The organism is Rhodopseudomonas palustris (assembly GCF_007005445.1).
Taxonomy (GTDB): Bacteria; Pseudomonadota; Alphaproteobacteria; order Rhizobiales; family Xanthobacteraceae; genus Rhodopseudomonas; species Rhodopseudomonas palustris_G.
In genome coordinates this window covers 2,349,815-2,376,485 of the sequence record NZ_CP041387.1, presented here as the reverse complement: position 1 = coordinate 2,376,485, position 26,671 = coordinate 2,349,815, and the positions used below count along the sequence as shown (strand labels likewise).

The window sequence follows — 26,671 nt, the reverse complement described above, 5'->3', positions numbered from 1 at the left end:
GATTCCATGGGTGATGCTTCGCAAACCCTCACCGCAACAGACTTCGATCGAGATGGTCAGTCTCGACGGTCTGGTTCCGAAGGATCACCTGCTTCGCAAGATCGACGCGGTGATCGATTTTTCGTTCATCCACGATCGGGTCGCCGGGCTGTATTGCCCAGACAACGGCCGGCCGCCGCTCGATCCGACGCTGATGTTCAAGGCGCTGTTCATCGGCTACCTGTTCGGCATCCGCTCCGAGCGGCAGCTGGTGCGCGAGATCGAGGTCAACGTCGCCTATCGGTGGTTTCTGGGGTTGAAGCTGACCGATCCGGTGTTCGACGCCTCGACGCTCAGCCAGAACCGGCGGCGCCGCTACAACGACACTGCGGTCGCGCAGGACATCTTCGACGCGATCGTGACCCAGGCGATCGCCAAGGGGCTGGTCGATGGCACGGTGCTCTACACCGATTCCACGCATCTGAAGGCCAACGCCAACAAGAACCGCTACGACACCGCAGTGGTCGCCAAATCGCGGGCCGATTACTGGGATGATCTGGACGCCGCGATCGAGGCGGATCGCGCGGCCCACGGCAAGAAACCCCTCCCGGAGAAAGAGCGACAGCCGGTCGAGAAGGAGACCAAGGTGTCGCGGACCGATCCGGATGCCGGCTACATGGTGCGCGAAGGCAAGCCGAAGGGATTCTTCTACCTCGACCACCGCACCGTCGACGGCCGGCTCGGGATCATCACCGATACACACGCCACGCCGGCCAACGTCCACGACTCGATCGTCTATCTCGGCCGGCTCGATCGCCAACGGCAACGCTTCGGCTTTGATGTCGCCGCCGTCGGCCTCGACGCCGGCTATGCCACCTCAGGAATCGCCCACGGCCTGGAACAGCGCAACATTCCGGGCGTCATCGGCTATCGCCGGCCAACCCCGCCGCGGCCCGGCATGATGCCGAACAAGGCCTTCGCCTATGAAGCGGAGCTGGACAGCTATCGTTGCCCGCAGGGACAGTTACTCAGCTACTCCACCACCGATCGCACCGGCTACCGCCACTACAAGAGCGATCCTGCGATCTGCAAAGACTGTCCGCTGCTCGCCTCGTGCACGTCGAGCCGCAACGCGGTTCGTCTGATCACCCGCCACGTCTGGGCCGAGGCCCGCGAGCGCACCGACGCCAACCGTCTAACGCCCTGGGGCAAGCGCATCTACAAACGCCGCAAGGAGACGGTCGAACGTTCCTTTGCCGACGCCAAACAGCTCCATGGCCACCGCTAAGCGCGCTTCAGAGGCCTGGTGGCCGTCAAATGCCAGTGCCTGCTGGCAGCCGCCGCCCAGAACATCAAGAAGATAGCCCTCGCACTGGCCACCGGGCCAATTCCCGCGCCAGGCTGAGACACCGGGCGCTGCGCCACTCGCCAAAAACAAAACCCCGCCGAAAATCGACTGGGTTTGTCAGCGGTCTGAGCCCGGCCTGATGCGATCAGGCCGGGCTTTCATTTTGATCGGACGCGAGCAGTAGCTTACTGCTCGGCCGGCTGCTCTTCGCCGAACTGCGCGTCCGGATCGAAGAATTCGCCGGCGGCGGCCAGCGCCTCGGCGGCGGCGTCTTCGTCCTCGCGGCGGCTGGAGATGTCTTCACCGCGATTGATCCGCTCGGCTTCCTCGGCGCTGCGCGCCACGGTGACGGAGACGGCGACTTCCACTTCGGGATGCACCGCGACCTGGATCGAGTGCTTGCCGATGGTCTTGATCGGCGCGTCGAGCAGCACCTGGCTGCGGTCGATCTTGACGCCTTCGGCATCGAAGCTCGCGACGATGTCGCGCACCGAGACCGAGCCGAACAACTGGCCGCCTTCCGACGCCTGGCGGACCACCACCACGTTCTGACCGTCGATCTTCTCGGCGACCTTGGCGGCTTCGGCCTTGGCGGCGATGTTGCGCGCCTCGAGGTCGGCCTTCATGTGCTCGTACTTCTCGCGATTGGCGGCGGTCGCACGCAGCGCCTTGCCGCGCGGCAGCAGGAAGTTGCGCGCAAAACCATCCTTGACGCGAACCAGTTCGCCCATCTGGCCGAGCTTGGCGACGCGTTCCAGCAGAATGACTTCCATCGTGATCTCCTTAGTCGTGTGTTTGCGAATGTCGTTTCAGTGAGAGGGTGGAGGCGGCATCGAGCGGCGCTGGAAGTAGCGCTGCCGGAGATTGAGAAAGGCGTCACCGAGGCCGAGCACGATCAGGCCGACCGCGGGCCACAGGAAGATCAGCATCAGCGCGTAGGCAGAGCTGAGCAGGAACAGGCGGTTGCGCGCCGCCATCGTCACGGTATGCAGCGTCGCGGCGCCGGTCAGTCCGTAGGCCACGAACAACGCTGCACTGATCGTCTTGCCGAACATCGACGTCAATCCGCCGACGAAGCTCAGGGCCAAAGCCAGCGACAGCACCGCCAGCGTCAACGGCGGCAGCGTCACGGTCCGCAGATCCGGCCAGGGCCGGCCCAGCCGGTTGGAGGCGGCGGTGATCTTCGCCGCCAGCCACAAATTCAGCGTCAGTGTCAGCATCGCCACCGTCGCGGCAGCAGGCGGCGCGATTGCCGCCAGCGCGTCGATCAGGGCGGCGTCGCTGCCGGGCGTGCTGCGCGGGCCGAGGGCGCGCTGCAAGCCGCTGCGCAGGCCGTCTGCAATCGCGGCGCCGTCCGTGCCGAGGGAAAACAAGGCCGCCATCGTGGTGGTCGCCGCGAATCCGGCCATCCACACGACCAGTCGGCCGATCGGGTACCATTCCAGCGGCGCCGCGTCGCCTTGCGGGGCATCGGCAGGACGCGCCAGCAGCGCAAGATGGCCGAGCCAGCACGCCGGGACGGCGATGGTGAGGAGAAAGGCGATGGCGTAAGGAAAGCTGACGAGCGCAGCGAGGCCGGCGGCGGCGATCAGGCCACCGATTGCGGCTGCGACCACGCCCCAGCCGAGCGCGGCCACCATCAACGGCAGCGGGGCCAGGTAGAACAGCAGCAGTGCGATCAGCGCGCCGGAGACGATCGAGGCGAACATCAACGCCGAAGCACAGCCGGCGGCGAGCGCGATCAGGACTTGAAACATCATTAGCTGTCCCGCTCCCTTCGAGCGGTTAGAGGCGTTTCGCCCCAACCATCGGCGACCGGACGACCCGGAAGCCTTATGAAAATTCGAAGGGCCCCGCGGCGCGGACGCCGCGAGGCCACTTCGATCAGCGGATCACGTAGGGCAGCAGACCGAGGAAGCGGGCGCGCTTGATGGCGCGCGCGAGCTCGCGCTGCTTCTTGGCGGAGACGGCGGTGATGCGGCTCGGCACGATCTTGCCGCGCTCCGAGACGTAACGCATCAGCAGCTTGGAATCCTTGTAGTCGATCTTCGGCGCATTCGCTCCCGTGAACGGGCAGGTCTTGCGGCGGCGGAAGAACGGACGGCGGGCACCTGCTTCAGCCATGATGCTTACTCCTCGACTGCTGCTGCGGGGGCGTCGGCGTCTTCACGCGGACGGCGCGGACCACGATCGCCACGGAAACCGTCGCGGTCGCCACGGCCTTCGCGATCACCGCGGAAACCACCCTCGCGGGGGCCACGGTCGTCGCGTTCGCGATCCCGATCGGCCTTGCGCATCATCGCCGAGGGGCCTTCCTCGTGTTCGTCGACGCGCACCGTCAGATAACGGATGACGTCTTCGTTGATCCGCTCCTGGCGCTCGATTTCGGAGACCACCGCGGCCGGGCCGTCGATGTTCAGCAGCACGAAATGCGCCTTGCGGTTCTTGTTCATGCGGTAGGTGAGGGAGCGCAGGCCCCACGACTCGGTCTTGGTGACCTTGCCGCCGAGACCTTCGATCACGCCGGTGATCTGGGTGGTGAGCTCTTCGACCTGCTGGGCGCTGGCATCCTGGCGCGCCAAAAAGACATGCTCATAAAGAGGCATGGTTGTCCTTTCTCGTGTTAGCGCAGAACCGGCGGCAAGCCCTTCGAACCCTTCGGAAAGGACTCGACTGCTCAGAAGGCGGAAGCACGGGACGACGAGCCGACTGGCCCTGCCGCATCAAAATCGCCAAGGATCGAAAAGCCCTGCGGAGATCGTGATAAAGCCGTCCGTTCAGCTCCCGGCCGGGATCTGCGGATGCGCCGTTATACGGATTTCGGCCGCCTTGGCAAGGGACGGAATTTGCAGTGTCGACCACAGGTCTGCCGGTTCCGGGGGCTGCTGGCCAGACGAGCGATCCGAATCAGTCCTATTCGCCGGGCATGCCGCGATGGAGCGACGGGACCGCATGCCGGGGGCGGGGGCTCGTTATGCCGTAAGACGGCGGTGTGTACAAAAGCCCGCCTTTCTCAAAAGCAATTGTCGTTCGCTGATCCATCGCATGAGGAATATTCGTCCATCGGGCTGGCGATTGCGTCGCTGGATCGGCATTGATCAGTTTCCGAGGAACGGTCGTCATGCCGTTGTGCGGTCACCCTTTTCACGCTGCCGACAGCGCATCCTCCCGAGCTGCTTATGAGGCCCCTCCACATCGGCCGCAGCAAGCCTGTGCTTCGCAGCCGGAACGAACGGATGTTAGACAGCAGTCAACTTGACACGACGGGGCCGGGCGGTGTCTTACGGCCCCGACTTCAGAGACAGGTTCAGGAATCCAGATGACCGCAGCATTCACCTTTCCGGGGCAGGGGTCGCAGGCCGTGGGCATGGGCAAGGCGCTCGCCGATGCCTTTCCGGCGGCGCGGGCGGTGTTCGACGAAGTCGACGCTGCGCTCGGCGAAAAGCTGACGGCGATCATTTGGGACGGTCCGGCCGAAACGCTGCAGCTCACCGAGAATGCACAGCCGGCGCTGATGGCGGTTTCGCTGGCGACGATGCGGGTGCTGGAGGCCGAGGCCGGAGTGTCGGTCGGCAAGGACGCGGCTTTCGTCGCCGGTCATTCGCTCGGCGAATATTCCGCGCTCGCGGCCGCTGGAAGCCTGAGCGTGAGCGACACCGCGCGCCTGCTGCGGATCCGCGGTCAGGCGATGCAGAAGGCTGTACCGGTCGGCGTCGGCGCAATGGCGGCGCTGCTCGGGCTCGATTACGACACCGCCGTCGCGGTGGCGGCCGAAGCGGCCCAGGGCCAGGTCTGCCAGGCCGCCAATGACAATGGCGGCGGTCAGGTCGTCGTCTCCGGCCATAAAGATGCGGTGGAGCGCGCGGTCGAGATCGCCAAGGGCAAGGGTGCCAAGCGCGCGATGCTGCTGCCGGTATCCGCTCCGTTCCATTGTTCGCTGATGCAGCCGGCGGCCGAAGCGATGGCCGAGGCGCTCGCGGGCGTCACCATCAAGGCGCCGGCGGCTCCGCTGGTCGCCAACGTCCTGGCGTCGCCGATTACCGATCCGGATGAAATCCGCCGCCGTCTGGTCGAGCAGGTTACCGGCACGGTGCGCTGGCGCGAGTCGGTCGCCTTCATGGCGTCGCAGGGCGTGAACCGGTTTCTGGAGATCGGCGCCGGCAAGGTGCTCAGCGGCTTGGTGAAGCGCATTGCCGATGGTGCGACCGGTATTTCCGTAGGCGGCCCCAACGACATCGCGTCGGCCAAAGACGCGCTGGCGGCCGAACGTTCGGCGTAAGCCGGCACAAGGAGGCGAGATGTTCGATCTGACAGGCAGAACCGCGCTGGTGACCGGCGCAACCGGCGGCATCGGCGGTGCGATCGCCCAGGCGCTGCACGGCCAGGGCGCCACCGTGGCGATCTCCGGCACGCGGCGCGAGGCGCTCGACTCGCTGGCCGCCAAGCTCGGCGAACGAGTCCACGTACTGCCGTGCAATCTGTCGGACGCGGCCGAGGTCGAGGCGCTGGTGCCGGCGGCGGCCGAGGCGATGGGCGGGCTCGACATCCTGGTATGTAACGCAGGTATCACCCGCGACAATCTGTTCGTGCAATTGCGCGACGAGGATTGGGACGAGGTGATCAAGGTCAACCTCACGGCGACCTTCCGGCTGACGCGCGCTGCCACCAAGCTGATGATGCGCAAGAAGTTCGGCCGCATCATCGCGATCACTTCGGTGGTCGGCGTCACCGGCAATCCGGGGCAGGGCAACTACACGGCATCGAAGGCCGGGCTGATCGGCATGATCAAGACCCTGGGCGCCGAATACGCCAAGCGCAACGTCACCGCCAACTGCATCGCGCCGGGCTTCATCGCGACGCCGATGACCGACGTTCTCAACGACAAACAGCGCGAAGCGATTCTCGGCAAGGTGCCGGCCGGCAGGCTGGGCACGCCCGAGGACATCGCCGCTGCGGCGGTTTATCTCAGTTCGAACGAAGCCGCCTACGTCACCGGTCAGACCATTCACGTCAACGGCGGGATGGCGATGATCTGAGGCGATCTGCGAGCCTGTGGCGACGCGCGCGGCCCTCCGCCCGTCGCCCCGGACTTGTGGTCAATGCATCGGAAGTATGATAACCGAAGCACCGGCGGACAGGCAAAAGAAGGCCATTGCAGGAAGTCCAAACCCTGTATATTGGCGATGGGGAGCCTGCCGCCCTTGTGGTCGGCTTCGACCCGGGGACGGGGGCAAAATCAACACACTTCGCGATGCGACGGGAACTTAGCGAGTTGACGCACCACGATGGCTCGTATCGTCTGTCGGTCGGGTCGAAACGGAACAGCACGGGGTTAAATACATGAGTGAGATTGGCGAGCGGGTTAAGAAGATCGTGGTCGAACACCTTGGTGTCGAACCCGAGAAAGTGGTCGATAGCGCCAGCTTCATCGACGATCTCGGCGCCGACAGCCTCGACACCGTCGAACTCGTGATGGCGTTCGAAGAAGAGTTCGGCTGCGAAATTCCGGACGATGCCGCCGAGACGATTCTCACCGTCGGCGACGCCACCAAGTTTCTCGAAAAGAACGCGAAGAGCTGACGCTCCGCGCGATGTGATGGAAGCCGGCCGGACCGCATCACGGCGGTCCACCGGCTTCTTGCTTTGCATTGCGCATTGGACGCCGGAGTGCTGGAGATGAGACGGGTTGTCGTCACGGGCCTTGGCATGGTCTCGCCGCTGGGCTGCGGCGTCGAAACGACCTGGAGGCGTGTTCTCGCCGGCGAGAGCGGCGCACGCAAGATCGAGGCGTTCGAGGTCTCCGATCTCGCCAGCCAGATCGCCTGCATCATTCCGCGCGGCGACGGCACCGAAGGCACTTTCAATCCCGACCAGTGGATGGAGCCGAAAGACCAGCGCAAGGTCGACGACTTCATCGTCTTTGCGATGGCGGCGGCTCGCCAGGCGCTCGACGACGCCGGCTGGCATCCGTCCACCGAAGAAGAGCGCTGCGCCTCGGGCGTGCTGATCGGCTCCGGCATCGGCGGTCTGCAGGGCATCGCCGAAACCGCGCTGCTGCTCGAGCAACGCGGTCCGCGCCGGATTTCTCCGTTCTTCATTCCCGGTCGCCTGATCAACCTCGCCTCCGGCTACGTCTCGATCGAATTCGGCCTCAAGGGACCGAACCATTCGGTCGTCACCGCGTGCTCGACCGGCGCACATGCGATCGGTGACGCGGCCCGTCTGATCGCGCTCGGCGACGCCGACGTGATGGTCGCCGGCGGCACCGAATCTCCGATCAGTCGTCTGGCGATGGCCGGCTTCGCTGCGGCGCGCGCGCTTTCGACCGGCTTCAACGATTCGCCGCAGAAGGCGTCGCGGCCCTACGACAAGGATCGCGACGGCTTCGTGATGGGCGAGGGCGCCGGCATCGTCGTTCTCGAAGAGTACGAACACGCCAAGGCGCGCGGCGCCCGGATCTATGCCGAAGTGATCGGCTACGGCCTGTCGGGCGACGCTTATCACATCACCGCGCCGAGCTCCGACGGCGACGGCGCGTTCCGCTGCATGAGCGCCGCGATCAAGCGCGGCGGCATCGCGGTGTCGGACATCGACTACATCAACGCGCACGGAACCTCGACGCCGCTCGGCGACGAGATCGAACTCGGCGCGGCGCAGCGCCTGCTGGGCAATGCCGCGTCGCGGGTGTCGATGTCGTCGACCAAATCGTCGATCGGTCATCTGCTCGGCGCCGCGGGCGCGGTGGAGGCGATCTTCAGCGTGCTGGCGATTCGCGACAACGTCGCGCCGCCGACGATCAACCTGGACAACCCGTCGGTCGACACCGCGATCGATCTCGTGCCGTGGAAGCCGCGGTCGCGCGAGATCAACGTCGCGTTGTCGAACTCGTTCGGGTTCGGCGGCACCAACGCTTCGCTGCTGTTGCAGCGGGTGCCGAACTAGACGCGCGACTCGTCATCCACCGTTTGGCCGCAATCGCTGCTAAACCCTACGGGGTCCGTCAGTTTCGGCGTATGATCGGTTGCAGCCCTCATCCGTCTGGATAGAGTCCAGTCCGGACATGCCATCGATGTCGTGATCCAGGATGTCGCCGGTGTAGTGTTGCGCCGGTCCCAATGCGAGCCGACAGGATTCAGGTTGCACCGATGAGTGAAAGGCCGCCGATTTCGCCGAGAAGCCCACGCGCGGCACTCGAGCCGGAGCAGCTTCCGCCGCCGCCGAAGCGGTCGGACCATGCGCGCAATCCGCTGGTGATCGTCGGCAACGCGATCATCACGTTCATCGTCGTGGTGATGATCGGCGCCGGCGGCCTGTACGTCTACGGCAAGAACAAGCTGGAAGCGCCGGGTCCGCTCGCGCAGGACAAGACCGTCAACATTCCGCAGCGCGCCGGTCTCGACGACATTGCGCAGATCCTGAAGCGCGAAGGCGTGATCGAAGACGGCTGGCTGGTGTTCGCGGGCGGCGTGATCGCGCTGCGGGCTCGTACCGAACTGAAGCCGGGCGAGTATCTGTTCCAGAAGAACGCCAGCCTGCGCGACGTGATCGGCACCATCGTCGAGGGCAAGGTGGTGCAGCACGCGGTGACGATTCCGGAAGGGCTGACATCCGAGCAGATCGTCGAGCGGCTGTCCGACAACCCGATCTTCACCGGGAGCATCCGCGAAATTCCGCGTGAAGGAACGTTGCTGCCCGAGACTTACAAATTCCCGCGCGGCACGCCGCGCGAACAGGTGCTGAACCGTCTGCAGCAGGCGCAGAAGCGCATCCTCGGCGAGATCTGGGAGCGCCGCAATCCGGACCTGCCGATCAAGACGCCGGAGCAACTGATAACCTTGGCCTCGCTGGTCGAGAAGGAGACCGGAAAGTCCGACGAGCGCACCCGCGTCGCCGCCGTGTTCGTCAACCGCCTGCAGAAGAAGATGCGGCTGCAGTCCGACCCGACGATCATCTACGGTCTGGTCGGCGGCAAGGGCACGCTCGGCCGTCCGATCAAGCGCAGCGAGATCACCCAGCCGTCGCCGTACAATACCTACGTGATCGACGGACTGCCGCCCGGGCCGATCGCCAATCCGGGGCGGGCTTCGCTGGAAGCCGCCGCCAATCCGGCACGCACCCGCGATCTGTATTTCGTCGCCGACGGCAGCGGCGGTCACGCGTTCAGCGACAGTTACGAGCAGCACCAGAAGAACGTCGCCAAGCTGCGCGCTCTCGAACGCCAGCAACAGAACGATACGGTTGAGCCGGCGGAGGAGCCGGCGTCGAGTGCTGCCGCGCCGGCGCCCGATGCCGCAGCAGACCCTGCGGCCACCGCGGCGACCACCGGCTCGCCCAAGGCCAAGTCCGGTGCGCAGAAGCGACGCGTCCGCAACGGGACGCCGAATGGCGCAACCGAGTAGGTTACACGCGGACGGATGTTCACATCGCGGCTGGGTTTGCGTTAAGTTCCGCGAACCCTCGCGGGACGATTCTCAACCCTGAAATCCGGAGACAGTGACGCGATGTCGTTATCGAGCATGACCGGATTTGCACGCAGCCAAGGCGCCAGCGGCCCTTATGTGTTCGACTGGGAGTTGAAGTCGGTCAACGCCAAGGGCTTCGATTTCCGGATGCGTCTGCCGCCCGGTTGGGACGACATCGAGCCTTCGGTGCGCAAGCGCGCCGCGGAAGCTCTGTCTCGCGGCACCGTGTACGCCAACCTCACGGTGAAGCGCGCCAATGCGGCATCGACCGTGCAGATCAATCAGGATGTGCTGGCGTCGGTGCTGAAGGTCGCCGGAGAAATCGCCGGCAAGGTCGACGCGGTCGCGCCGAGCATCGACGGACTGCTCGGCATCAAGGGCGTGATCGAAGTGGTCGAACCCGAGGCCGACGAGGCCGAGGACAAGGCCGCACGCGTTGCCGTCGAGGCCGCCTTTGCCGAAGCGCTGGATAGTCTCGTCGAGATGCGCAGGCGCGAGGGTGCCAGCCTTGCCGCGGTGCTGGCGCAGCGCCTGGGTGAACTCGAGGCGCTTGCCAGGCAGGCGGAAGCCGCGCCGGGGAGAAAGCCGGAGGCGATCAAGGCGCGGCTCGCCGAGCAGATCGCGACGCTGCTCGACGCCTCCGATCGGTTCGATGCAGACCGGCTGCATCAGGAAGCGATCATGATGGCGACCAAGGCCGACATCCGCGAAGAACTCGACCGCATCGCCTCGCACATCGCCCAAAGCCGCGAGATGCTGGCCAAGGGCGGCGCCGTCGGCCGTCGGCTCGACTTTCTGGCGCAGGAGTTCAACCGCGAAGTCAACACCTGTTGCTCCAAGTCGATCGATCTGGAACTCACCAATGCGGGACTGGCGATGAAGAACGTCGTGGAGCAGTTCCGCGAGCAGGTTCAGAATCTGGAGTGATCATGAGCGACGGAGCGGCGGTCGGACACAATGGTGTCGAGCGGCGCGGCGTGATGTTCGTGTTGTCGTCGCCGTCGGGCGCCGGCAAGACGACACTGTCGCGGATGCTGGTGAAGGAAGCGGCCGGTCTGCAGATGTCGGTATCGGCCACCACGCGGCCGATGCGGCCGGGTGAAGTCGAAGGCCGCGACTACTTCTTCGTCGATCGTCCGAAATTCGACGCGATGGTCGCCGCCGGAGAGTTTCTCGAATGGGCGAACGTCTTCGACAATTGCTACGGCACGCCGCGCGCGCCGGTCGAGGCGGCGCTGGCCTCCGGGCGTGACGTGTTGTTCGATATCGATTGGCAGGGCACGCAGCAATTGCGCAGCCATGCTCCCAACGACGTGGTCAGCGTGTTCGTGCTGCCGCCCTCGGTGCAGGCGCTGGAGCACCGCCTGCACACCCGCGCGCAGGACAGCCACGACGTCATCCAGGGCCGGATGAAGAAGGCCGGCGACGAGATGAGTCATTACGACGCTTACGACTACATCGTCGTCAACGACAATGTCGGTATCGCATTCGAGTCCGTGAAGGCGATCCTGCGGGCCGAGCAGCTCAAGCGTGAGCGCCAAATCGGCATCGACGCTTTCGTTCGCGATATGCGTCAGCAGCTCGAAGGCTGACGGCTCACGCCGCCGAGCGCTTCTGCGCCAGCGCCAGCAACTGCTCGATTTCGTCGGCCGCGGGCGGACGCACGTCGCGGACCGGATCGCCGGTCGCCTCGGAGGCGCGCTGAGGTTCGAGTGCGGACTGCGGTTCGAGGTCGCCGCGCACGGCGGCGCGGGTGTCTGCCGCGCCCGGCCGAACCCTGTCGTTGGCGACGTGACGCTGGCGCGCAGCCTTGATCCAGGCCGGCGGTTCGTTCTCGTCTTCGTCCTGTACGGGATATTCGACCGCCCGCTGCGCGGCCGGCCGATGTGACGGCGCGTCGAGGTCGATCGGGCTCGACCTGAAATCCTGAGCGTAGATGCCGGTGTCGACGAGCTCGGTCCGGCCTGCCCAAAGGTCGGGACGCTCGCCCGGCTCGCGCCGTGCGATCGGTTCGCTGCGTCCGAACTTCATCAACACAGCGGCGATCCCTCCCGCAACCGCCAGAGCCGCGAGGAGGGCGCCGATCAAGGTGGCGAGCGTGCTCGCGCTCATCGATCCGTCCGCGGTGGAGGCAGGCGCCGATTTCGCCACCGGCTTGGCCGCCTTGCGTAGCTTGTCGGTGACATTGGCATTGGCTGGAAGACCGCCGGCCACCGGATCCGACCAGCGTTCGTTCATCGTCGGTGGCGGCGCCCCGGGCGCTGCCTCCGGAGCGGGTGCCGCGGTCTGTTGGGCGGACTCGGCGGGCGGCGCCCACACCGGCTCGGGGAATGGCGAACTGGTCGCGGCGTTGCCGGGACCGGGCGCTGGCGCCGGCTGGTGCGGCGCGACGTACTCCGCCCGGGCGTCGGCGACCGACGAGCGTATCGGAGCGGTTGCAGTCTGTGCGGAGCTCGATGCGGGCGGCGTGGAGGCGGCGGGGATCTCGGGCTTGGACGATGGGCTCGCCGGGGCCGCGGTCGAGGCTCTGTCGTTGCCGGCCGGGTCCGCTGCGCCTGGTTCTGCCGCGGCTACGGCGGCCGGTGTGGCGTCCACCTTGCGCACGTACCAGCACTTGCGCTTGTTGGCGTGATCAGTCCGGTAGTACCAATGACTGCCGGCGGGCGTCGGCCCGTTCGGCGCCGACAGGCAGGTGTCTGCACGAGCCGCGTCGAACGGGGCTGTCGTGAACGCGACGGCTGCGATCGCGCCGGCACCCGCAACTAACAGCGATTTCGCGGATCGGTTGTGCATGACATTCCCCATTCTGACACGGATGACGGAGCTTCTGTGCGTCCGTTTTTTCCGCGACAATTGGGGTCGCAATATGCCGACAATCCGGTGAGGGTGAGACAATTGGCGACCGCAGCGTCGGGCGTGGGGAACCCGAAAAACGCTGCGGTCGGGGAAACGGCCGAGTGATTAGTTCGTCAGCATGATGCGGCCGACCACCTTGCCGGCGCGGAGCTGATCGATCCACTTCTGCACGTCCTGCATCGGCTCTTCCTTCATCGGCGTCGGCTTGATCTTGCCGGCGCGCGCGAGCGCGAGCAGTTCCTTGGTCTCTTCGAGCGTACCGACCATGAAGCCTTCGACGGTCATGCGCTTGTAGATCCACTGCACCATCGGCAGCGAGAACTGACCGCCCATCAGACCGGACACCACCACCTTGCCGCCGCGCGCCACCGTGCTGACCGCGAAGTTCATCGACTTGTCGTTGCCGGCGAAATCCACCACGCCGTCGAAGCCGCCATCGGTCTCCTTGAAAATACGCTTGGCGACGTCGGGCTCGGAAGGATCATAGGCGACGGCCGCGCCGTTCTTCAGTGCGGCTTCGCGCGCCGCGGGGCTGAGATCCGCCACCGCGATCGGCTGCTTGAACATCGCCTGGGCCAGCGACAACCCCATCATGCCGACGCCGCCCAAGCCCACCAGCAGAAGGTTGCGCTGGCGCGGCCGGTCGACAAGACGCTTCAGCGCGCCGTAAGCGGTGATGCCCGAGCACATCAGCGTCGCGGCGACGTTGGTCGGCAGCGGATCGTAGTCGAGCAGATACTTGGCATCAGGTACCAGCACGTGGGTTGCGAAGCCGCCGTCGATCGAAACGCCGAGGAAGCGGTTCTTGGCGCACAGGTTCTCGTCGCCGGCGAGGCAGTCGCGGCATTTGCCGCAGCCGATCCAGGGAAACACCGCCTTCCTGGTGCCGATCAGATCCTGGGGCGCGTCGGGACCGACTTCGGCGACGACGCCGGCGATCTCGTGGCCGAGGGTGAACGGCAGCGTCATGCCGCGCGTCGTATCGAGCTTCTTGCCGCCGCCGAGATCGGCGTAGCCGTCCTGAATGTGCAGGTCGGAATGGCACAGGCCGCAGCGCTCGATCTTCACCAGCACTTCGCGCCCCTGCGGCTTCGGCGCATCGATGATGGTCTCGCACAGCGGGGCGTCGAATTTCACCAGAGACTGGCGACGCATCTGCGTCATGTCGGGGTTCTCCCTTTCAGGCTTGTGTTTTTGTGGCGCGACTATTGGACAATTCGTTCGCCATGGCAACAAACCCGGAGACCGGCACGGTCTCGGCGCGGCGTGCCGGATCAATCCCGGCAGCGGCCGTGAGCTGGGCCGGATCGACGCCGAGCGACTTGAGGCTCTGACGCAGCATCTTGCGGCGCTGGCCGAACGCAGCGGCCGCGACTTGTTCGAGCGCTGCGCGATCGCAACGCTCCGGCTGCGCGCGCGGCACCAGCCGCACCACCGAGGAAGTCACCTTGGGTGGCGGCACGAAGGCGGATGGCGAAATGTCGAACAGCATTTGCGTTTCTGCGCGCCAGTTCGCCAGCACCGCCAGCCGTCCATAGGCATCGTCGTCCTGATGGGCGACGATGCGCTGCGCGACCTCGCGCTGAAACATCAGCACCATCATCTCGTACCATGGCGGCCACGGCTCGGCGCAAAGCCAGCCGATCAGCAGCGGGGTCGCGATGTTGTAGGGCAGGTTGGCGACGATCCTGGCGCGCTCGCCGTTCAGCATCGGGCGCGGATCGAATTCCATGGCGTCGCCACTGACGATGTCCAGCCGGCCTGGGTAGTGGGCGGCAATCTCTTCCAGAGCGCCGAGCGCACGCTCGTCGCGTTCGATCGCGATCACGCGCTTGGCGCCGGTCGCCAGCAGGGCGCGAGTCAATCCGCCGGGGCCCGGGCCGATCTCGACCACGGTGACACCGTCCAGCGGTCCGGCGGCCCGCGCGATGCGGGCGGTGAGATTGAGATCGAGCAGGAAGTTCTGGCCGAGCGATTTACGCGCGGCCAGATCGTGTCGCCGGATCACTTCGCGCAGCGGCGGCAGATCGTCGATCGCGCTCATGCTGCTTTGGCCGATGCCATGCGGGCGGCGAGCTTCAGCGCCGCGATCAGGCTCGACGGATCGGCGCGGCCGCTGCCGGCGATGTCGAACGCCGTGCCGTGATCCGGCGAGGTGCGGATGAAGGGAAGGCCGAGCGTGACGTTGACGCCTTCGTCGAACGCGATGGTCTTGATCGGGATCAGCGCCTGGTCGTGATACATGCAGATCGCGCAGTCGTAGGTCTTGCGCGCGGCGGCATGAAACATGGTGTCGGCGGGGAGTGGACCGCGGGCGTCGATGCCCTCGCGACGTAGAATGTCGACGGCCGGCGCGACGACAGATTGATCCTCGTGGCCCAACGCCCCGTCCTCGCCGGCGTGCGGATTGAGGCCGGCGAGCGCCAGCCGGGGCCGCGCGATGCCGAGCCGGTCGCGGATGTCTCGGGCGACGATCCGCGCGGTCGACACGATCAGTTCGGTGGTGAGCTGGGCGATCGCGTCGCGCAGCGACAGGTGGATCGTGACCGGCACCACGGCGAGCGACGGGCACCACAGCATCATCACCGGCTGCGGCACGACGCCGTCGCGCTTCGCTAGTTCGGCGAGAAATTCCGTATGACCCGGATGGCGGAAGCCGGCCTTGTACAACACGCTCTTGGCGATCGGATTGGTGACGACGGCTGCCGCGCGGCCGTCCCGGACATCGGAGACCGCGTGCTCGATCGATCCGATCGCGGCGGCTGCGCTCGACTCGTCCGGCCTGCCGGGAGCCGCGGTCGCGCGCTGTCCGGTCGCGACCACGGGGAGGGCGTTCGCAAATCCGACGGTGGCATCTTCCGCGGTGACTTCGGCCACAGCGACGTCGAGGCCAAGCAGGCTCGCGCGCCTGGAGACACAGCCGGGATCACCGATCAGATAGAACGGAGGAAGGTCGTGTCGTTCGCGTTGCAGCCACGCCGCCAAGGCGATGTCTGGACCGATCCCCGCGGGCTCGCCGAGCGTCAGCGCCAGTGGTTTCGGCAATCCGGTCAAAGTCGACTCCACGGCGCGGGACGCCGGCTCTCCATGCTGCGACCACGCCGCCCGAAGAGGATCAGCGATACTCGATCATCGCGGCTTTGCGCACTTCCTGCAAATAGTCCTTGGACTTCGCCAGGAATTTCTCACCGAACAGCTTCTCGCGGATTTCGCGCTTTCGCGGGGTGTCCGCGGTCGACTGCTTGCGTCCGCACAGCGCCACCATCTCGACGCCCTGTTTGGTGACTTCCGGAGCGGTGAGGTGACCGACAGGCGTCTTGTCGAGGACGTCGCGCAATGCCGGCGGCAGATCGGCGGAGGTCTTGACCACCGTTCCGCGGATCGCGGCATTCGGCATCGCCTTGAAAATCCGGTCGGCCTCTGCACAGCTCGTGATGCGGCCGCGGATCTGCTCCGCCTCCTTGCGGCGGGTATCGAGCGAACTCGAGCCGGAGCCGCGCGATACGATCATCACGATCGGACGGAGCTGGTACTCGTAGCTTTCGACGGCCTTGGAGTCGTCGTTGCCCTTGAGCTGCGCTTGAATTTCGCGCTCGCTGACCTGCAGGCTGTCCTTGAAGCGGCCACGCACCAGGCTGCCCCAGACCATCTCCGCCTTGATGCGCGACTTCAGCGTATCCGGGCGAATGCCTTGAGCGGCCAGCATATTGGTCATCTGCGCGGTGCTCATCCGCATCCGCGAGGCCATTGTGGCGAACGACGAGTCGATGTCCGAATCGGACGGATTGACGCCGTACTTCTTGCCTTCCTTGATCTTGACCTTCTCGTCGATCAGGTCGTCGAGCACCTGCTGCCGGCTCTCGTTCTTGTGAGACATTCGGTTCAGCTTGGAACGCTGCTCGATATCGAAGTTGGTAATGGGTTCTCCATTGACCATCACCACGATCGATTGAGCCTGCGAGGGCCCGGTTCCAAGACCCAGCGTCGCCGCCGCGCAGCACAGCACCAAGCCGATGATGCGAAGGGAAAGCTTGCTCATCATGAGTCGCGTTTGCCTCTCAGCCGTTCGGGTTAAGGGGGCGCGATCCGGAGATCGGTTCGACCCTGCGCGGCGCGCTATCGGCCGAACCCGCCGCTCGACGCTGCAGACACGCTCTGCTGCATCGACGTCATGCCGATCGTCCTCAGTCCAAGCTGGAGCATGACCGAGTGATTGAGCGTCGGCGTCGTACCGTAGTTGGTGTACGAATAGCCGGTGACGTAGTTCACCGCCAACACGAAGCAATCGTCCACGTAACCGGCGCCGACGATATATTGGTTGATCTTGTTGGCTTCAAGATCCCACCGCGCGCCGCCGGAGACCACCCAGTTCGACGCGAGCTTGAACGTGCCGGTTCCAAGAATGCCCTGCCGGCGCGTCAGGAAGCCGAGATCGGGCTGGGCGGCGTAGTTGCCGTAGATCATGCTCACCGACCAGCGATTGAAGCTGGCGTTCGCCTCGGCCTCGAACCGCTCGACGTTGAAGGTCGCTTCATTGAAGCGGGCGCGGGTGGTGAACTTGTAGGTCGAGTTCGGCGAGTAGGACACCCGGCCGACATAGTCGGATTTCGGCTTGGCCAGACCGGAGTCGAGGCCGGTATTGGTGATGTCCGCGACCGCGAACGAATTCAGGCCGAACAATTGATAGGACTGGCCGAACAGCACGTTGACCGAGCCGCCCTGATCGAACTGCGTCGTCGCCTGGACGCCGACATTGGCGCGGCCGCCGCCTTCGACCCGATCGTAACCGGAGAATTTGTCGACGCTGAACAGGTTGCTGGTGTCGAACACCATGGTCTGAGCGTCTTCGTTCGGCAGCTTGCCGGCGTAAGACTCGTTGGGGCGGATGATCACTTGCGCGATCGGCTCGATCGTGGTGGTGCCCCAGGGCTGCACGTTGATGAACGGGTAGCGATATTCCAGACCGACGGTCGGCATCAGCCGCATCGTCTGGGTGTCGCCGGGGGTCAGATAGTTCGACACGCCCGGCTGGTTCGAGATCGAAGCGTCGATCGCATCGGCGCGCAGCGACGCGAACGGCGTCCAGATCTGGCCGTAGGGATCGGTGAACGAGCGCCGCCAGTCGGCTTGCGCCGTCAGCCGCGTGTAGGTGCCGGGAACGCCGCGCAGCAGGCAGCTCGACGGCAGTCGGGCCGCCGGATCGGCAGAGGTGTTGAGGCACAGTCCGGTGGTGTTCGCGATCGTCGTAACCGGATCGAACTGCGCGGTCTGCCGGCTCAGGCTGGTCAGGTTCAACTTGTAGCTGAACTCGCCGCCGAAGATGTTCTGATCGAGCGTCTTCGAATAGTCGAGCACCGGGTGGATCACCGGGATCTGGCCCTGAATGTCCGCCGCCGCCCAGCCGAGATAGTGGATCGCCCGGATGTCGAAATACGACCGGTTGCCGACGCCGGTCAGATAGATCTGCGACGTCGCCTCGGTGCTTTGGTTGAGGAAGGTGCCCCAACTGTCGCGATACTGCGCCAGACGATAATCGAGGAAGAACGCGCGATCCGACATCAGCACGCCTTCCCAGCCCCACACCCATTTGTCGTTGAGTGCGAACTGGCCCTGGGTATCGACGGCGCCGCGGAGGTCGCGGTTGCCGGGGGCGGTGCCGAACGCGGCGGGATCGGACTGGTTGATGCCGTAAGCGCGGATCTGGTACGAGCCGTCGAGCAGGCGCTGCCGGAACTCGCCCTGCATCAGCACACCCTGCTTGGTGGTGATGCGCGGGGTCAGCGTCAGGTCGTAATCCGGCGCCAGCGCCCAATAGAACGGGATCTCGAATCCGGAGCCGAACGTGGTGTTGCTGGTGTAGAACGGCATCAGGAAGCCGGTCTTGCGCGTCACCGTCGGGTCGGGCGTCGACAGGAACGGCAGATACGCCAGCGGGACGCCGAAGAACTCGATCCTGGCATCCTCGAAATACAGCATCTTGTCGGTCTGGTCGTGGATGATCCGCGCGCCCTTGACCTGCCACAGCGGCGGCTTTTTCGGATCGTCCTTGCACGGCGCGCAGGCGGTGTAGACGCCGTTCTGAAACACGTTGTAGTTGCCGTCGGTGCGGTCCGCGCGCGAGGCGGCGATCCGGGTGTCCTGCGCAGTGTCGACGCGCAGCGAATCGACGAAGCCGTCGCGATAGTCGTCCGACAGATCGAGGAAATTGGCGTAGGTGATCTTGCCGTCCGCGTCGGTCATGCGGACGTTGCCCTCGGCGCGCAGCCGCTTGGTGTCCTGGTCATAGACCAGCCGATCGGCCTCGACCGTGGTGCCGTTGTAATACATCTGCACGTTGCCGACCGCGGCGACGCGCTTGTTATTGTAGTCGTAATTGACCTCGGTGGCCTGGACCAGCATCTGGCCGTTGTTGGCCGCCGGCGGCGGCTTCGGCCGGGCAGGGCGCGGATTGTAATTGTAGCCCTGGGCGGAGGCGGACTCGATCGCGAACGTCTGCACCGCGCCCGCGAGCGCGATCACCGCGAACGGCGTGAGCAGGGCAGCCGCGACCGCGCGTTCCCGGCGCATCTTCATGCGCCGACGCCGGGTCGACAGCTTTCCTCGGAGGGCGGCCATCGCAGCCACTATCCGTCCTCCTGATAGAGCAAGGCCAAAAATCCGGCGAGGCCGCCCACGCACACGGGCAACCATGCCGCAGCAAGCGGATGCATCAGTTCAGCCTTACTCAAATCCTCGGTCACTTTCGACAGGATATAGAGCAGAAAGCCTGCCGCCACGCCACTCAAAACCATCTTTTGCACGCCACCGAAACGGAAGAATCGCAAGCTGACAGAAGCAGCTAGCATGACCATCGCAGCCAACAAAAACGGCTTTGCCAACAGCTTGTGGTACTGCAGCCGGTAGCCGGCTGTCGCAAATCCGGAGTTTTCCGACGACTTGATGTAAGCCGGAAGTTGCCAAAATGACACACTTTCGGGGGTGGCAAAGCTGTTCCGAACCTGGGCCAGGGTGAGAGAGGTCGGCAGTTCCATGGTATCCTGATCTGTCGGAGCGCTGTCCAGCGTATAGCGCCGTACGCTTTTGAGCAGCCAGTGGCCTGGTTCCAGCACCGCTTCGCGGGCTTCGATTCGGTCCCTGAACTGGAAATTCGGGTCGAACCGGAAAATCGTGATTCCGGTCAGCACGGCTCCCTGCTGCTGGCTGCGGGCCGCGTTGATGATCGCCTGACCGTCGGGATTGACCTGATTCATCCAGAATCCGTTGGCATCCTGCAGACCGCCGGTATTTTCGCCGAACATTTCGGCTTCCATCTGCTTGGCGCGTTCCTGCATGTGCGCCGACAATGGATTGAATATCGTGGTCGCGACGATGCCGATCGCGATCGCGCTCCAGAGGGCGGGGGAGATGAACTCCCAGGCGGACAGCCCGGCGGCGCGCGCCACCACCAGTTCGAGGCTGCGCGACAGCGCCAGATAGCAGGTCATACCGCCGATCAGGATGCAGAATGGCAGCAACCGTTCGAGCAGTTGCGGCACGCGGCAGAACGACGCCTGGGCGACGTAGAACGCCGAGACGGCCAGCCCGCCCGCCCTGCGCAGCAGATCGACATAATCGACAAACACCAGCAGCACGAACAACCCGAAGAACACCCCGAGCGAGGCGACCACGAAGCGGCGGGCGAAATAGCGTCCAAGCGTGTTGACCACCATCATGCGCCTCGCATCAGGCCGTCGCCGGGCGCCGGATCAACCGGAGCAGCGAGGTGTTGACGGCGCGCAGCGCCTCGGTCAGCCGAGCCGGTGGCTCAAGCGCTATGTTGCGTTTGATCAGCCAGAGGCAGATCGCGATCGCCACCGCCAGCAGCAGATATTGCAGGCCCGCGACGTAAGGCGTCTTGTTGGCGATCACCGACAGGGCGAATCCGGCCAGCCGCACCACAAACGCCACCAGCACCGCGCCGATCATCGAAAAATTGCGGCTCTGCCGCGTCGTCCGCGGGAGCCCGAGGAACGCGAACGCCACCGTGGCAAAGAAGAACGGATAGATCGGCGCCAGCAGGCGGTCGTGCATTTCGGACCGGAATTCCGTCGGCAACCTCGCCAGCAGCGGATCGTCGGCCGGGGGGAACAGCAGCTCCCACAGATAGCGCTCGCGGATGCCGTAGGAGACGTCCCGGGCGCGCGAGAATTTGGACATGTCGAAGGCGTAGCGGCTGAACGCCACCAGCGTGGGTTCCTGCTTGCCGGCCTGGAAACGTTCGAGATGGCCGTCTTCCAGCACCAGGAACGAGCCTTTCTCGTTCTTCAGGACGGTGCCGTGATCGGCGATGATGCTGATGCGCTCGTTGGGATCGCGGGCGTCGTCGATGAACACGCCGACCAGAATGCCGCCGGGCTGGCGTTCACGGACCCGAATCGTCAGTCCTGGCTCGAGCTGGGCGAAGCGTCCGGGCTGCAGCACGTTGGCGAGCACGTCGGCGGTAATTTCGCTGTCCCACCGGGCAATCCGGCGCAACCCGTCCGGCGCAATATAGGCGCCAATCACCGTCACCAGCGCGGCAACCACCATGGTGGCGTAGAAGAACGGCCGGAACAGCCGGATCGGTGACAGCCCGGCGGCATTCATCACGATGATCTCGGAATCGACGGCGAGCCGGTTCAAGGTGTGCGCCACCGCGATCATCAGCGCGATCGGCGCGATCACCAGCACCAGCACCGGGACGGCGAGGCCGGTCAGGCCCAGAAAGGTGATGATGGTCTGGCCCTGGCTGGTCATCAGGTCGATGCCGCGGAGCGCCTGGGTGATCCAGATCACGCCCGTCAGGCTACCCATCACCACCGCGAACGACACCAGGGTCGTGCGGAAGATATAGCGGTCGATGGAGCCCATCGCTCAGTACGATCCCCTTGCATCCGGATTCTGCGGCCGCCCGGATTCATGATGAATCCTCCCCTGGGCGGAAAGCCCGGCCTTGTCCCAGGTTGCCACTACCATCTGTCTGATCTGTCAACAAAATGGCGGGGCCGCGGCATGCTGGAGATATGGTTAAAGGTGCGCGACTGTCTCCGGAAGACCACAGATCGCGCTCGCACGCAACGCTCCGGCAACCGGGCCGGGGCCGCCGGTATCCGCCGGTTCGTCCGGTGACACGCAATCCACTTTCCTGTGAAAGGAGCGAGGCTTCAGATGTTGTCTTGACTCGACGCCTCAACCCTCCAAAACAACGTCTTTGGACCCGCGCCTGCCGGATCGTCTTTGCAGCCGACAGCCTGCCTGAGGAGGAATGCCCATGCCCGACGCCGTCAAGGTCGGTTTCGTCCCGTTTTCTGCGCCCGCGCGCGGCACGCTGATCGTGTTCTGCGACGACGCTCTGAAGTTCGGCGCGGCGGCGACCAAGGCTTTGGGCGCGGCGATCGCCACCGTCAAGCGGGCGGCTGCCACCAGCCAGTTCAAGGGCAAGTCGGGCTCGGTGCTGGACCTGCTGGCGCCGGAGGGTGTGAAGGTCGGCCGGCTGATCGTGATCGGCGCCGGCAAGGTCGCGTCGATCAAGGACCACGATCTGCTGAAACTCGGCGGCACGGTCGCGAGCAAGATCGGCGCCGGCGATCAGGCCGTGACCGTCATCGGTGAACTTCCCGGCGGTGCGATGAAGCCGGAGCAGGCGGCTGCGCTCGCATCGGGCATCCGCCTGCGCGCCTACAAGTTCGACCGTTACAAGACCAAGAAGAAGGACGACGACGCCGGCTCGGTGAACGCCAGCGTCTCGATCGCGATGGCGGATCCGGCGGCGGCCAAGAAGGCGTTCACGCCCGACAGCCATGTCGTTGACGGTGTCATTATCGCCCGCGAGCTCGTCAACGAGCCGCCGAACGTGCTGTATCCGGAAGAGTTCGCCAAGCGCGCGGCGCAGCTCAAGAAGCTCGGCGTGGAAGTGCAGATCCTCGACGTCAAGGCGATGGCCCAGCTCAAAATGGGCGCGCTGCTCGGCGTATCGCAGGGCTCGGCGCACCCGGGCCGCACCGTGATCATGCGCTGGAACGGCGGCAAGAAGGGTGAGCAGCCGATCGCCTTCGTGGGCAAGGGCGTCTGCTTCGACACCGGCGGCATCTCGATCAAGCCGTCGGCCAGCATGGAAGACATGAAGGGCGACATGGGCGGCGCGGCCTGCGTCGTCGGCCTGATGCACGCGCTCGCGGCCCGCAAGGCCAAGGTCAACGCGGTCGGCGCGATCGGCCTGGTCGAGAACATGCCGGACGGCAACGCGCAGCGGCCGGGCGACATCGTCACCTCGATGTCGGGCCAGACCATCGAGATCATCAACACCGACGCCGAGGGCCGTTTGGTGCTGGCCGACGTGCTCTGGTACGTGGCGCAGAAGCACAAGCCGAAATTCATGGTCGACCTGGCGACGCTGACCGGCGCCATCATGGTGGCGCTCGGCACCGAATATGCCGGCCTGTTCTCCAACAACGATCAGCTCGCGGAACGTCTGACCGCGGTCGGCCAGTCGACCGGCGAGAAGGTGTGGCGGATGCCCCTCGGATCGGAATACGACAAGCAGATCGACTCCCAGTTCGCCGACATGAAGAACACCGGATCGCGCAACGGCGGCTCGATCACCGCGGCGCAATTCCTGCAGCGCTTCGTCGACGGCACGCCGTGGGCGCATCTCGATATCGCCGGCACCGCCATGGGCGCGCCGAAGAACGACATCAATCAGAGCTGGGGTTCGGGTTATGGTGTCCGCCTGCTCAACCAGCTCGTGGCGGAGTACTACGAAGCCAAGAAGTAAGCGCTCGCGATGACCGAAGTGCTGTTCTATCATCTCCAAGGCAGGACCATCGAACAGGTGCTGCCGCCGCTGCTCGAGAAATCACTCGCGCGTGGCTGGCGGGTGGTGGTGCAGTCGACATCAGAAGAGCGGGCCGACGCCCTCGACGGCCATCTGTGGACCTATCGCGAGGATTCGTTTCTGCCGCACGCCACTTGGCGGGTGGCGGATGCGGCCCAGCAACCGATCCTGCTGACCGCAGGTGACGGCAATCCGAACGGTGCCAAGGTCAGGTTTCTGGTCGACAACGCGGCGCTGCCCGAAGATTCGGACAGCTATGAGCGGATGGTTCTGCTGTTCAACGGCGACGACGACGAGGCCGTGGCGATGGCCCGCGACGCCTGGAAGCAGTGTAAAGCGAGGGCGTTCGACGTCACCTATTGGCAGGCGGACGAGGCCGGCCGCTGGCAGCGGCGGGACTAGGCGAGGGCGGGATGCCGACGCCGCCGCCCGAGGTTGCGGTGAGGTCGTCACGGTGGTGCCGTAAATCGATGATTGGACAAGTGCTTAAGATGTCTATTGGGGCGCGTTCGACCGTGTATCAGAAGTTTTCCTTTCGGCCGTTGTTCGTCACGCTCGCGGTCGCGGGGCCCTTGCTCGCAGGCTGTTCCGGCACGCCGGAATTTCTATCGCGCGATGCCGAGTGGTTCTCGAAGCCGGGCCGAGTGTTCATCAAGAACATCTCGATCGAGACGCCGCCTCTCACGCCGGACAAGCCGATCACCCCGGACGATCTCGTCAGCGCCGATGGCCGCTGCCCCGGTATGGCGCCCGCGCCGGGTGACCCCAATGCACCGCAGGACGGTCAGGTTACGCCTCTTTCCCAGGGCGGAACGGTCGCCCTCGGCCACACCGAATGCGACGTCGCGCGAGGCCTTGGGGCGCCGGATCACGTGAGCCTTTCGACCAACGAGCGCGGCGACCGTTCGACTGTTCTGACCTACAACCGCGGCCCTCGTCCCGGCATCTACGCCTTCACTGCAGGCCGGTTGACCTCGATCGAGCGCGTTCAGGAGGCTGCGCCGGAGCGCAGGCCGGCGCGAGGCAAGCGCCGCAGCGCTCAATCGGGTTAGAGCGCTTCATCGATTGATTGAAGCGATCCGACCTTTCCGAAGGCACTGAGTCCTCATCCTGAGGAGCCCGGCGAAGCCGGGCGTCTCGAAGGATGGCGCAACGCATCCCCTGCGTCACATGGTTCGAGACGGCGCTTTGCGCCTCCTCACCATGAGGTTGTGCCTGTTGTGAGCACTCCGAAGCGCGGTGTCGATTCTATTCAGAATAGAAATGCTGTAGCGGCGTTCAGCTTTGCGCGGCGTCCTGCGCCGCGCTCGCTTCCAGCCATTTCTCTTCTGCGGCCTGTAGTGCGGCCTGCGCATTGGCGCGCGCTGTGCCGAGCTGCGCCGCTTGTTTCGGATCGCGGGTAAAGAGGTCGGGAATCGCCAGCGCCGCATCGATCTTCTCGATGATCGCGGTGATCCGGTCGATTTCGGCTTCGGCCTCGGCGATCTGCTGTTTCAGCGGCGCCGTCTTCTTCGGTTTCGGCTCCGAAGCCTTGGCGCTGCCGTCGTCAACCCTGCGGTCCTTGGTATCGGAAGACGTGTTTCGCGCCCCGCGGGACGACAGCACGGCGCGACGATATTCGTCGAGGTCGCCGTCGAACTGCTTCACCTTGTGATCGGCCACTACCCACAACCGGTCCGCACAGGCGTCGATCAGATAGCGGTCGTGCGACACCATGATCACCGCGCCGGGGAAGTCGTTGATCGCCTCCGCCAGCGCCGCGCGGCTGTCGATGTCGAGGTGGTTGGTCGGCTCGTCGAGGATGATCATGTTCGGGCCGTAGAAGGTCGCGAGCCCGAGCAGCAGCCGCGCCTTCTCGCCGCCCGACAGGCTCTTGACCAGGGTGTCGGCCGCCTTGCCGGAGAATCCCATGGCGCCGGCGCGCGCCCGGATCTTGCTCTCGGGCGCGTCCGGCATCAGCTTGCGGACGTGATCGTAGGTCGAGCCGTCCTCGTTCAATTCGTCGAGCTGGTGCTGCGCGAAATACGCGATCGATAGTTTGTCCGCGCGCGTCACCGATCCCGAGAACGGCGCCAGCCGGTTCGCCAGCAGCTTGACCAGCGTCGACTTGCCGTTGCCGTTGGCACCGAGCAGCGCGATCCGGTCGTCGGGATCGATCCGCAGCGTGACGTGGCGCAGCACCGGATGTTTCGGGTCGTAGCCGACCGCGACGTTGTCGACCGCGATGATCGGCGGCGACAACGTTTTCTCAGGGGCGGGAAAGTTGATCTCCGGAGTGTCGTCCGCCACCAGCGGCGCGATCGGCTTCATCTTCTCCAGCATCTTGACGCGCGATTGCGCCTGCCGTGCCTTGGTTGCCTTGGCCTTGAAGCGATCGACGAAGTCCTGAAGATGCTTGCGCCGCGCCTCGTCACGCTTGGCGTTTTTCGCGTCCAGCGCGAGTTTGTTGGCGCGGAATTCCGCGTAGGCCGAGTAACTTCCGCGGAAGTGAACCAGCCGGCCGCGGTCGAGATGCAGGATCTCATTGACCGACGTATCGAGCAGATCGCGATCGTGGCTGATCACGATCACCGTGCGCGGATAGTTCGCGAGATGGTCCTCGAGCCACATTGTGCCTTCGAGGTCGAGATAGTTGGTCGGCTCGTCGAGCAGCAACAGGTCGGGCGCGGCGAACAGCGTCGCGGCCAGCGCCACCCGCATCCGCCAGCCGCCGGAGAACTCCGAACAGGAGCGAGCCTGGTCTGTCGCGGAAAAGCCGAGGCCGCTGAGAATGGCACTTGCGCGCGCCGGGGCCGAGTGCGCGTCGATGTCGACCAGCCGGGTTTGAATGTCGGCGATGCGATGCGGGTCCTGAGCGGTCTCGGCCTCGTGCAGCAGCGCCGCCCGCTCGACGTCGGCGGCCAGCACCACCTCCAGAAGCGTCTCGGGGCCGTTCGGGGCCTCCTGGGCGAGGCTGCCGATCCGCCAGCGCGGCGGTAGGGTGATGCGGCCGGTCTCGGTGGCCAGTTCGCCGCGGATGGCGCGGAACAGGGTCGATTTGCCGGCGCCGTTACGGCCGATGAAGCCGACGCGTGCGCCGGGGGCGATCTGGACCGAACTCTGGTCGATCAACAGCCGTCCGGCGAGCCGGATCGAAATGTCGGTAAGCGTGAGCATGGCGCGTTTTGGCCGGGT

General features: G+C 65.3%; 23 protein-coding genes and 1 pseudogene. 11 read left to right on the top strand and 13 right to left on the bottom strand.

Going from position 1 to position 26,671, the window contains the following annotated elements:
- Nucleotides 1–13 precede the first annotated feature (13 nt).
- Nucleotides 14–1,384 (top strand): annotated as a pseudogene (locus tag FLL57_RS10820) (IS1182 family transposase).
- Nucleotides 1,385–1,512: 128 nt separating this feature from the next.
- Here the strand turns inward: FLL57_RS10820 and rplI are convergent.
- From rplI to rpsF, 4 genes are all read right to left on the bottom strand, one after another.
- Nucleotides 1,513–2,100 (bottom strand): 50S ribosomal protein L9, encoded by a 588-nt coding sequence (rplI, locus tag FLL57_RS10815; RefSeq protein ID WP_142882893.1) that lies wholly within the window; start codon nt 2,098–2,100, stop codon nt 1,513–1,515.
- A 36-nt stretch (nt 2,101–2,136) separates the two neighbouring features.
- Nucleotides 2,137–3,087, bottom strand: coding sequence for a hypothetical protein (locus FLL57_RS10810; protein ID WP_047307113.1), 951 nt, complete (start codon nt 3,085–3,087; stop codon nt 2,137–2,139).
- A 124-nt stretch (nt 3,088–3,211) separates the two neighbouring features.
- Nucleotides 3,212–3,451, bottom strand: coding sequence for a 30S ribosomal protein S18 (gene rpsR, locus FLL57_RS10805; RefSeq protein WP_011158623.1), 240 nt, complete (start codon nt 3,449–3,451; stop codon nt 3,212–3,214).
- Nucleotides 3,452–3,456: 5 nt separating this feature from the next.
- The gene (rpsF, locus tag FLL57_RS10800) at nt 3,457–3,933 is read right to left on the bottom strand and encodes a 30S ribosomal protein S6 (RefSeq protein ID WP_011158622.1); all 477 of its coding nucleotides are present in this window, start codon (nt 3,931–3,933) and stop codon (nt 3,457–3,459) included.
- 713 nt (nt 3,934–4,646) lie between these two features.
- Between rpsF and fabD the strand changes: the two genes are divergently transcribed.
- The 7 genes from fabD to gmk all read left to right on the top strand — a co-directional run bounded on the left by fabD (nt 4,647) and on the right by gmk (nt 11,381).
- Nucleotides 4,647–5,606 carry an ACP S-malonyltransferase gene (gene fabD, locus FLL57_RS10795; RefSeq protein ID WP_142882892.1) on the top strand — a complete coding sequence of 320 codons (960 nt, stop codon included), beginning with the start codon at nt 4,647–4,649 and terminating at the stop codon, nt 5,604–5,606.
- Between the two features lie 19 nt (nt 5,607–5,625).
- Nucleotides 5,626–6,363, top strand: coding sequence for a 3-oxoacyl-[acyl-carrier-protein] reductase (gene fabG / locus FLL57_RS10790; RefSeq protein WP_142882891.1), 738 nt, complete (start codon nt 5,626–5,628; stop codon nt 6,361–6,363).
- A gap of 304 nt (nt 6,364–6,667) precedes the next feature.
- Nucleotides 6,668–6,907, top strand: a complete 240-nt coding sequence (locus tag FLL57_RS10785; RefSeq protein WP_002716125.1) for an acyl carrier protein — start codon at nt 6,668–6,670, stop codon at nt 6,905–6,907.
- A gap of 96 nt (nt 6,908–7,003) precedes the next feature.
- The gene (gene fabF, locus FLL57_RS10780; protein ID WP_142882890.1) at nt 7,004–8,269 is read left to right on the top strand and encodes a beta-ketoacyl-ACP synthase II; all 1,266 of its coding nucleotides are present in this window, start codon (nt 7,004–7,006) and stop codon (nt 8,267–8,269) included.
- Nucleotides 8,270–8,472: 203 nt separating this feature from the next.
- Nucleotides 8,473–9,726, top strand: coding sequence for an endolytic transglycosylase MltG (mltG, locus tag FLL57_RS10775; RefSeq protein ID WP_013502075.1), 1,254 nt, complete (start codon nt 8,473–8,475; stop codon nt 9,724–9,726).
- 102 nt (nt 9,727–9,828) lie between these two features.
- Nucleotides 9,829–10,716: a YicC/YloC family endoribonuclease gene (locus FLL57_RS10770; RefSeq protein WP_013502076.1), complete on the top strand. Its 888-nt coding sequence runs from the start codon at nt 9,829–9,831 to the stop codon at nt 10,714–10,716.
- A 2-nt stretch (nt 10,717–10,718) separates the two neighbouring features.
- Nucleotides 10,719–11,381: a guanylate kinase gene (gmk, locus tag FLL57_RS10765; RefSeq protein ID WP_013502077.1), complete on the top strand. Its 663-nt coding sequence runs from the start codon at nt 10,719–10,721 to the stop codon at nt 11,379–11,381.
- A gap of 4 nt (nt 11,382–11,385) precedes the next feature.
- On the opposite strand, the gene FLL57_RS10760 is transcribed toward gmk, so the two are convergent.
- The 8 genes from FLL57_RS10760 to lptF all read right to left on the bottom strand — a co-directional run bounded on the left by FLL57_RS10760 (nt 11,386) and on the right by lptF (nt 21,534).
- The gene (locus FLL57_RS10760) at nt 11,386–12,582 is read right to left on the bottom strand and encodes a hypothetical protein (protein ID WP_142882889.1); all 1,197 of its coding nucleotides are present in this window, start codon (nt 12,580–12,582) and stop codon (nt 11,386–11,388) included.
- Nucleotides 12,583–12,750: 168 nt separating this feature from the next.
- Entirely contained in the window at nt 12,751–13,809 is a 1,059-nt protein-coding gene (locus FLL57_RS10755; RefSeq protein ID WP_013502079.1) for an alcohol dehydrogenase, read from the bottom strand.
- Between the two features lie 16 nt (nt 13,810–13,825).
- Nucleotides 13,826–14,689 (bottom strand): 16S rRNA (adenine(1518)-N(6)/adenine(1519)-N(6))-dimethyltransferase RsmA, encoded by an 864-nt coding sequence (rsmA, locus tag FLL57_RS10750; protein ID WP_142882888.1) that lies wholly within the window; start codon nt 14,687–14,689, stop codon nt 13,826–13,828.
- On the bottom strand, nt 14,686–15,699 hold the full coding sequence (pdxA, locus tag FLL57_RS10745; protein WP_142882887.1) for a 4-hydroxythreonine-4-phosphate dehydrogenase PdxA: 1,014 nt from the start codon (nt 15,697–15,699) through the stop codon (nt 14,686–14,688). Before pdxA ends, rsmA begins: the two co-directional genes overlap by 4 nt.
- Before the next feature lie 61 nt (nt 15,700–15,760).
- Nucleotides 15,761–16,687 (bottom strand): SurA N-terminal domain-containing protein, encoded by a 927-nt coding sequence (locus FLL57_RS10740; RefSeq protein WP_013502082.1) that lies wholly within the window; start codon nt 16,685–16,687, stop codon nt 15,761–15,763.
- Nucleotides 16,688–16,761: 74 nt separating this feature from the next.
- Nucleotides 16,762–19,269: an LPS-assembly protein LptD gene (locus tag FLL57_RS10735; RefSeq protein ID WP_142882886.1), complete on the bottom strand. Its 2,508-nt coding sequence runs from the start codon at nt 19,267–19,269 to the stop codon at nt 16,762–16,764.
- The gene (gene lptG / locus FLL57_RS10730; protein WP_013502084.1) at nt 19,269–20,354 is read right to left on the bottom strand and encodes an LPS export ABC transporter permease LptG; all 1,086 of its coding nucleotides are present in this window, start codon (nt 20,352–20,354) and stop codon (nt 19,269–19,271) included. The genes FLL57_RS10735 and lptG overlap by 1 nt, the downstream gene beginning before the upstream one ends.
- A 13-nt stretch (nt 20,355–20,367) precedes the next feature.
- Nucleotides 20,368–21,534 (bottom strand): LPS export ABC transporter permease LptF, encoded by a 1,167-nt coding sequence (gene lptF / locus FLL57_RS10725; RefSeq protein WP_013502085.1) that lies wholly within the window; start codon nt 21,532–21,534, stop codon nt 20,368–20,370.
- A gap of 400 nt (nt 21,535–21,934) precedes the next feature.
- Here lptF and FLL57_RS10720 point away from each other — a divergent pair, with 400 nt between their 5' ends.
- The 3 genes from FLL57_RS10720 (at nt 21,935) to FLL57_RS10710 (ending at nt 24,549) form a co-directional block, all read left to right on the top strand.
- Nucleotides 21,935–23,437, top strand: coding sequence for a leucyl aminopeptidase (locus FLL57_RS10720; RefSeq protein ID WP_142882885.1), 1,503 nt, complete (start codon nt 21,935–21,937; stop codon nt 23,435–23,437).
- 9 nt (nt 23,438–23,446) lie between these two features.
- Nucleotides 23,447–23,899, top strand: coding sequence for a DNA polymerase III subunit chi (locus FLL57_RS10715; protein WP_013502087.1), 453 nt, complete (start codon nt 23,447–23,449; stop codon nt 23,897–23,899).
- Between the two features lie 113 nt (nt 23,900–24,012).
- Complete coding sequence (locus FLL57_RS10710) at nt 24,013–24,549, top strand: hypothetical protein (RefSeq protein ID WP_041807242.1); 537 nt, start codon at nt 24,013–24,015, stop codon at nt 24,547–24,549.
- Nucleotides 24,550–24,775: 226 nt separating this feature from the next.
- On the opposite strand, the gene FLL57_RS10705 is transcribed toward FLL57_RS10710, so the two are convergent.
- Nucleotides 24,776–26,653 carry an ABC-F family ATP-binding cassette domain-containing protein gene (locus tag FLL57_RS10705; RefSeq protein WP_142882884.1) on the bottom strand — a complete coding sequence of 626 codons (1,878 nt, stop codon included), beginning with the start codon at nt 26,651–26,653 and terminating at the stop codon, nt 24,776–24,778.
- Nucleotides 26,654–26,671: the final 18 nt, after the last annotated feature.

What these genes read in the sequence shown, in the direction of transcription:
- FLL57_RS10770 (WP_013502076.1), top strand. Translation starts at nt 9,829, where the DNA reads ATGTCGTTATCGAGCATGACCGGATTTGCACGCAGCCAAGGCGCCAGC.
- fabF (WP_142882890.1), top strand. Translation starts at nt 7,004, where the DNA reads ATGAGACGGGTTGTCGTCACGGGCCTTGGCATGGTCTCGCCGCTGGGC.
- lptG (WP_013502084.1), bottom strand. Translation starts at nt 20,354, where the DNA reads ATGGTGGTCAACACGCTTGGACGCTATTTCGCCCGCCGCTTCGTGGTC.
- FLL57_RS10760 (WP_142882889.1), bottom strand. Translation starts at nt 12,582, where the DNA reads ATGCACAACCGATCCGCGAAATCGCTGTTAGTTGCGGGTGCCGGCGCG.
- FLL57_RS10755 (WP_013502079.1), bottom strand. Translation starts at nt 13,809, where the DNA reads ATGACGCAGATGCGTCGCCAGTCTCTGGTGAAATTCGACGCCCCGCTG.
- fabG (WP_142882891.1), top strand. Translation starts at nt 5,626, where the DNA reads ATGTTCGATCTGACAGGCAGAACCGCGCTGGTGACCGGCGCAACCGGC.
- gmk (WP_013502077.1), top strand. Translation starts at nt 10,719, where the DNA reads ATGAGCGACGGAGCGGCGGTCGGACACAATGGTGTCGAGCGGCGCGGC.
- FLL57_RS10810 (WP_047307113.1), bottom strand. Translation starts at nt 3,087, where the DNA reads ATGATGTTTCAAGTCCTGATCGCGCTCGCCGCCGGCTGTGCTTCGGCG.
- FLL57_RS10720 (WP_142882885.1), top strand. Translation starts at nt 21,935, where the DNA reads ATGCCCGACGCCGTCAAGGTCGGTTTCGTCCCGTTTTCTGCGCCCGCG.
- rplI (WP_142882893.1), bottom strand. Translation starts at nt 2,100, where the DNA reads ATGGAAGTCATTCTGCTGGAACGCGTCGCCAAGCTCGGCCAGATGGGC.
- lptF (WP_013502085.1), bottom strand. Translation starts at nt 21,534, where the DNA reads ATGGGCTCCATCGACCGCTATATCTTCCGCACGACCCTGGTGTCGTTC.
- FLL57_RS10740 (WP_013502082.1), bottom strand. Translation starts at nt 16,687, where the DNA reads ATGATGAGCAAGCTTTCCCTTCGCATCATCGGCTTGGTGCTGTGCTGC.
- rsmA (WP_142882888.1), bottom strand. Translation starts at nt 14,689, where the DNA reads ATGAGCGCGATCGACGATCTGCCGCCGCTGCGCGAAGTGATCCGGCGA.
- FLL57_RS10715 (WP_013502087.1), top strand. Translation starts at nt 23,447, where the DNA reads ATGACCGAAGTGCTGTTCTATCATCTCCAAGGCAGGACCATCGAACAG.
- rpsR (WP_011158623.1), bottom strand. Translation starts at nt 3,451, where the DNA reads ATGGCTGAAGCAGGTGCCCGCCGTCCGTTCTTCCGCCGCCGCAAGACC.
- rpsF (WP_011158622.1), bottom strand. Translation starts at nt 3,933, where the DNA reads ATGCCTCTTTATGAGCATGTCTTTTTGGCGCGCCAGGATGCCAGCGCC.
- fabD (WP_142882892.1), top strand. Translation starts at nt 4,647, where the DNA reads ATGACCGCAGCATTCACCTTTCCGGGGCAGGGGTCGCAGGCCGTGGGC.
- mltG (WP_013502075.1), top strand. Translation starts at nt 8,473, where the DNA reads ATGAGTGAAAGGCCGCCGATTTCGCCGAGAAGCCCACGCGCGGCACTC.
- FLL57_RS10785 (WP_002716125.1), top strand. Translation starts at nt 6,668, where the DNA reads ATGAGTGAGATTGGCGAGCGGGTTAAGAAGATCGTGGTCGAACACCTT.
- FLL57_RS10705 (WP_142882884.1), bottom strand. Translation starts at nt 26,653, where the DNA reads ATGCTCACGCTTACCGACATTTCGATCCGGCTCGCCGGACGGCTGTTG.